The following is a 5511-nucleotide window of genomic DNA, read 5'->3' as shown; positions in this document are numbered from 1 at the left end:
CGCTTTCCATCACGATCGCGCGCGATGGCACGGTATCCGTGACTCAGCCAGGTGCGACCGGCACCAACGTCGAAGTCGGCCAGTTGCAGCTGGCGACTTTCATCAATCCGACCGGCCTGCAAAGCATGGGCGAGAACCTGTATGCGGAAACCGATGCTTCCGGGCCAGCGAATCTGCTGCAGCCAGGCCTGGACGGCGCGGGTGTCCTGCTGCAGAACTACGTGGAAACGTCCAACGTCAACGTGGCCGAGGAACTGGTGAACATGATCACCACCCAGCGCGCCTTCGAAATGAACAGCAAGGCGGTGCAGACATCCGACCAGATGCTGGCTCGCCTGACCCAGTTGTAATACAGGATGTCCATGAAGGGATTGCGTGGTGTGGCGGGAGCGTGGGCGGCAGCGCTGGCGCTGGTCGTGTCCGGGTGCGCGCTGGTGCCGCCCGAACCTGTCGTCACGGGGCCGCTGACCGCGCCGCCCCCGCCGCCGGCCCTGCCGGCGGCGCAGGCCAACGGGTCCATCTATCAGCCCACTGCCTACGGCAACTATCCTCTGTTCGAGGACCGCCGTCCGCGCAATGTGGGTGACATCGTCACGATCGTGATCCAGGAAAAGACCAACGCTGCGAAAAACGTCAACACCACCACCAATCGCAGCAGCGGGGCATCCCTGGGCATTGGCGCGAGCCCGGCTTTCCTGCCCACGGATCTGGGATCGAAGCAGAATTTCGATGCTACGGGCAACAATCAGTCCAAGGGCACGGGTTCCAGCAGCGCGACCAATCTGTTCACGGGCACCTTGACGACCACGGTCATCGGCGTGCTGCCCAATGGCAATCTGCAGATTGCCGGCGAAAAGCAGATTGCCATCAACCGGGGTAGTGAATACGTGCGTTTTTCCGGCGTGGTGGATCCACGTTCGATCACGGGCAGCAATACGGTGTCCTCTACCCAGGTGGCCGATGCCCGCATCGAATACCGCAGCAAGGGCGTGATGGACGAAGTCCAGACCATGGGCTGGCTGCAGCGCTTCTTCCTCAACATCGCCCCGTTCTGACGCCATGGCTGCATCGTTGAATTCAATTCCCATCCGCGCGCGCCGCCTGGTTGCCAGTGTCCTGGCCTTGGGCCTGGGCGTGCTGTTGCCCCTGGGTGCCGTCCAGGCCGAACGCATCAAGGACCTGGCCTCTTTCACCGGCGTGCGGGAAAACCAGCTGATCGGCTACGGCCTGGTGGTTGGCCTGGATGGCAGCGGCGACCAGGTGCGCCAGACCCCCTTCACCCAGCAGAGTCTGACCAATATGCTGTCCCAGCTGGGCGTGACCGTGCCCCAGGGCACCAACATGCAGGTCAAGAACGTTGCTGCCGTCATGGTGACTGCGCGCTTGCCGGCTTTTGCCCAGCCGGGCCAGAGCCTGGACGTGGTGGTGTCGTCCATGGGCAACGCCAAGAGCCTGCGTGGCGGCACATTGCTGATGACGCCGCTCAAGGGCGCCAACGGCCAGGTGTATGCGCTGGCCCAGGGCAATCTGCTGGTCGGCGGCGCCGGCGCATCCCAGGGCGGTGCCAGCGTCCAGGTCAACCAGCTGAACGGTGGCATCATCCCGGACGGCGCCATCGTCGAACGTGGCGTGCCCACGACCTATGTCCAGGACGGCACCGTGCGCCTGGAACTGAACAGCAGCGACTTCGGCATCGCGCAGAACGTCGTGGCGGCGCTCAATCGCCGGTTCGGGGCGCAGACCGCGACGGCCATCAACGGCCGCACCATCGAATTGCGGGCACCCACCGATCCCAAGGCCCAACTCGCGTTTCTGTCGCAGGTGGAAAACCTGCAGGTCGGCCTGCCGCCGGCCCGTGCCCGGGTGGTCATCAACGCGCGCACCGGATCGGTCGTCATGAACCGCACCGTCACCATCGACGAGGCGGCCATCGCCTATGGCAATCTGTCGGTCACCATTAGTCCGCAACAGCAGGTCAGCCAGCCGACCACGCCATTCGGTGGCGGTCAGACCGTGGTCACGCAGAACACCCAGATAGAGATGCGCAGCGAAGGCGGCGCCATCCAGCGCGTCACCACCAGCGCCAATCTGGCCGATGTGGTCCGGGCGTTGAACGCCCTGGGGGCGACGCCGCAGGACCTGTTGTCCATCCTGCAGAACCTGAAAAGCGCCGGTGCCCTGCGCGCCGACCTGGAAGTCATCTGAGGCCGCCATGGAATTCGTCTCGCAGTTTCCCCTGCCGACTCCGGATGCGACGCCTTCGGCGCTGGACTTCAGCAGCCTGAATGCCCTGAAGCAGGGGGTGCGGGCCGGGGGGCGTGCCGCGCAGGATCCGCAACGCGAGGTTGCGCGCCAGTTCGAGGCGATTTTCATCCAGATGATGCTCAAGCAGGCACGCCAGCATTCGGCGCAGATGCCGTCCCTGTTCGATTCCCAGGCAACGCGCATGGCCCAGAGCATGAGCGACGAACAGGCGGCACTGGTCATGGCCAATCCCGGCCTGGGGCTGGCCGATGCATTGATGGCGCAGATGCAGGGTGGGGTGCTGACGTCATCCGGCTCGCTGGGCAGTCCGCCCGAGGCTGCCCGTTCGCGCCTGCCGGCCTTGCAGTCGTGCATCGGCGAGGGCCGGCGCGAAATGGCCGATTCCATTGGTGCCCTGATCGACGGGCTGGCGCGGCGCGGGGCGGGCGAGCGGATCGGCGGCGCCATCCAGGGCGCGCCGGCGCATATCCGGGCGTTCGTGGATCGCATGGGTGCGGCGGCCGAACTGGCGGCCCGGCGCAGCGGCGTGCCGGCCAGGCTGATTCTCAGCCAGGCGGCACTGGAATCCGGCTGGGGCGAGCGCGAAATCCGGCGTCCCGATGGCCGCAGCAGCCATAATCTGTTCGGCATCAAGGCCGGGGGCAGCTGGCGCGGCGACGTGGTGCATGTCATGACCACAGAATACGACGAGGACGGCGTGGCGCACCGGCTGTCGCAGCCGTTCCGAGCCTATGGATCCTATGCCGAATCCTTCCAGGATTACGCCGAACTGATCGGTAGCAGTGATCGCTACGGCAAGGTCGTGACGGCGCCTTCCGCCGAGGCCGCCGCCCGGCGCATCCAGGAAGCCGGCTATGCGACCGATCCGGGGTACGCCGACAAGCTGATTTCCATCATGGGGTATTTCAACGCCCGCTGATGGCGGCGCTCGTCGCCGGCCTGACCTAAATTTCCGGGCCGGCTGGCCGTTATGATCAGGGAAGAATTCCGGGACGCGCCCATCTGGCGCGTCCGCAACCGATAGGATTGCAGCATATGAATCTGGCAAATCTCGGCAAGGCAGGCCTTCTGGTCGCGCAAAACCGCTTGCAGACGGCGGGGCACAATATCAATAATGCTGCCACCGCAGGCTACAACCGCCAGACCGTCCTGTCGCAGACGGCGGGCGCCACCCCGACCTCGGCCGGCTGGATCGGTCGGGGCGTGCAGGCCGTCAGCGTGCAGCGTTCCTACGATAATTTCCTGCAGACCCAGCTCACCAGTTCTCTGACGCGCGGAGCGGCCCTGAAGACCTATGGCGACCAGATCAGCCAGGTCAACAATCTGGTGGCTGACCGCACCGTGGGGATTTCCCCGGGCATCCAGAAATTCTTCGACAGCCTGGACGCCGTGGCCTCCGCCCCCGCCGATGTCGCCGCCCGCCAGGAACTGATCGGCCGGGCCAACAGCCTGGCCGCCCAGATCCGCGACGCCAATGCCTTTCTGGACAGCCAGCGCATCAACGTCAACACCCAGATCGACACCACGGTCGCCCAGATCAACAGCTATCTGGATCGCATTCATGACCTGAACCGCCAGATCACGACCGCCAAGGCGACCAACCCGGGCCAGCCGCCCAACGACCTGTTGGACCAGCGCGATCAGCTGGTGTCCGAACTGGGCCAGCTGGTGGACGTCAAGGCCTACGAACAGGACGACCGGGTCAGCCTGACGATCGGCAATGGCCAGACCGTACTGGGCGGGGATTCCGTCTACTATCTCGAAGCCCATCCATCCAAGGCCGATCCGGCGCGGCTGGCAGTCAACTACACGACAAAAGACGCTGCGGGCAACACCATTCCCATCGAGATGGCGGATTCCCGCATCACCGGCGGCAAGTTGGGCGGCCTGCTGACCTTCCGTTCCGAGGCGCTGGATGCCACGCAGAACGATCTGGGCCGCATCGCCCTGGGCATTTCCATCGCCCTCAACGAACAGCACAAGCTGGGTGTGGATCTGTCCGGCACGCCGGGCGTCGATTTCTTCACGGTCGGCACGCCCAAGGTCATCGGTCACGAGACCAACAGCGCGGGCGCCGGCACCCCCGCGGCCGCGTATGCGGCGGGCGGTCTGTCCCAGATCACCAATCAAGACTACCGGGTCGAGTACGACGGCACGAACTACACCGTCACGCGGGTGCCCGAGGGCACGTCGCTCACGCCCACGGTCACCGGCACCACCCTGAGCTTCGACGGCGTGGAAATCGACACGGCGGGCATGGTCCCGGCTGCGGGCGACAGCTGGCTGATCCAGCCCACCCGTGATGCGGCGGCCGCCATGACCGTGGCGATCACCGATCCGGCCAAGGTCGCCGCTGCGGCGCCGGGCGCGGGCACCGCCAATGGCGACAATGCCCTGGAGCTGGCTGCGCTGCGTTCCAAGAAAGTCCTGGCCAATGGGTCCATGGGCATGAACGAAGCCTATTCCCAGCTGGTCAACGCGGTGGCGGTCAAGACACAACAGAACACGACTGCGCAAAAGGCCCAGGAAACCCTGATTGCCCAGAATTTTTCGGCTCAGCAGGCGGTCTCCGGCGTCAATCTGGACGAGGAATACATCAATCTGCAGCAGTATCAGGAGCAGTACCGCGCTGCCGCACGCCTGATCGATACGGCCTCGACCCTGTTCGATACCTTGCTCGCCCTGCGCAACTAAGCCGCGCCCGTCTCAGGAACCATCATGCGTATCAGCTCCAGCCTCGTTTTCCAGACCGGCCTGAAAACCATCAACGCCCAGCAGTCCGACCTGCTGCACCTGTACCAGCAGATCGGCACGGGCCAGAAAATGGTCACGCCGGCCGATGATCCCCTGGGGGCATCGCAGGCCATCAATCTGTCTCAATCCCAGGCCCAGAATGCCCGTTATGCGGACAATCGCGCGGTTGCCAACCAGAACCTGGGGACCGAAGAAGACGCGCTCAATACGCTGACGCTGCTGCTGCAGGATGTGCGCACCCGGTTGGTCGAATCGGCCAACGGCACGCTGTCGGATGCCGATCGTGCGACTCTGTCCAATGTCCTGCAGAATGCGCGGGATTCCCTGATGGGCATTGCCAATACCACGGATGGCAATGCCCAGTACCTGTTCTCGGGTTCGCTGGGCAGCACGCCGGCCTATGGGGCGGCGGGCAATTACCAGGGCGATACGCTCCAGCGCGAAATCCAGGCCGATCAGACCCGCCGGATCGCGGGCAGCGATGTGGGTTCC

The 5511-nt window shown here is 64.9% G+C and carries 6 protein-coding genes; all 6 read left to right on the top strand.

Features of this window, described 5'->3' with window-relative positions:
• Positions 1 to 350, top strand: a 350-nt coding sequence (locus tag RBR29_RS10195; protein ID WP_320349025.1) for a flagellar hook-basal body complex protein, incomplete at its 5' end; no start/stop codon positions are given.
• A 6-nt stretch (positions 351 to 356) separates the two neighbouring features.
• Complete coding sequence (locus RBR29_RS10190; RefSeq protein WP_320349023.1) at positions 357 to 1055, top strand: flagellar basal body L-ring protein FlgH; 699 nt, start codon at positions 357 to 359, stop codon at positions 1053 to 1055.
• Between the two features lie 4 nt (positions 1056 to 1059).
• A complete protein-coding gene (locus tag RBR29_RS10185) occupies positions 1060 to 2205 on the top strand; it encodes a flagellar basal body P-ring protein FlgI (protein ID WP_320349021.1) in 1146 nt (381 codons plus the stop codon).
• A gap of 7 nt (positions 2206 to 2212) precedes the next feature.
• Positions 2213 to 3184 carry a flagellar assembly peptidoglycan hydrolase FlgJ gene (gene flgJ / locus RBR29_RS10180; protein ID WP_320349020.1) on the top strand — a complete coding sequence of 324 codons (972 nt, stop codon included), beginning with the start codon at positions 2213 to 2215 and terminating at the stop codon, positions 3182 to 3184.
• Between the two features lie 116 nt (positions 3185 to 3300).
• On the top strand, positions 3301 to 4959 hold the full coding sequence (gene flgK, locus RBR29_RS10175; RefSeq protein WP_320349018.1) for a flagellar hook-associated protein FlgK: 1659 nt from the start codon (positions 3301 to 3303) through the stop codon (positions 4957 to 4959).
• Between the two features lie 24 nt (positions 4960 to 4983).
• Positions 4984 to 5511: flagellar hook-associated protein FlgL (gene flgL, locus RBR29_RS10170; RefSeq protein ID WP_320349017.1), on the top strand; the 528-nt coding region annotated here is incomplete at its 3' end.

This window comes from Castellaniella sp. (genome assembly GCF_034007085.1).
In the GTDB taxonomy this organism is placed as follows: domain Bacteria; phylum Pseudomonadota; class Gammaproteobacteria; order Burkholderiales; family Burkholderiaceae_B; genus Castellaniella.
The sequence above is the reverse complement of the archived record's forward strand: the minus strand, read 5'-3'. Positions and strand labels throughout refer to the sequence as shown.